Raw genomic sequence first — 298 nt, forward strand, 5'->3', positions numbered from 1 at the left:
GCTTAAACGGTCCAGCAAAATTTACTATCAATATCGCGGACGGCAATATTCAGTTAAAGCATTATACAAGCGACTGCAGGCCTCAAAATATCAACCCAAGCAAGCTTATCAATACAGCTGCTTTGTCGAAGCGCACGTCGGGAACCAAAAATTCAAGCTTCGCTTGGTATTTGTGGCTAATCGGGCCCGTCAAGATGACTACCTAGTACTGGCAACGACTCAGTTAGGCCTTCAGCCACAAGAGATCATTCAACTATACGCCCGAAGATGGCAAATTGAGAATTACTTTAAAGTTGCC

General features: G+C 44.3%; 1 protein-coding gene. It reads left to right on the top strand.

Features of this window, described 5'->3' with window-relative positions:
- A partial coding sequence (locus tag LPKJCM_RS06615; RefSeq protein ID WP_165758581.1) for a transposase occupies positions 1 to 298 on the top strand: 298 nt, incomplete at both ends.

The organism is Lentilactobacillus parakefiri (genome assembly GCF_002157585.1).
Classification (GTDB): domain Bacteria; phylum Bacillota; class Bacilli; order Lactobacillales; family Lactobacillaceae; genus Lentilactobacillus; species Lentilactobacillus parakefiri.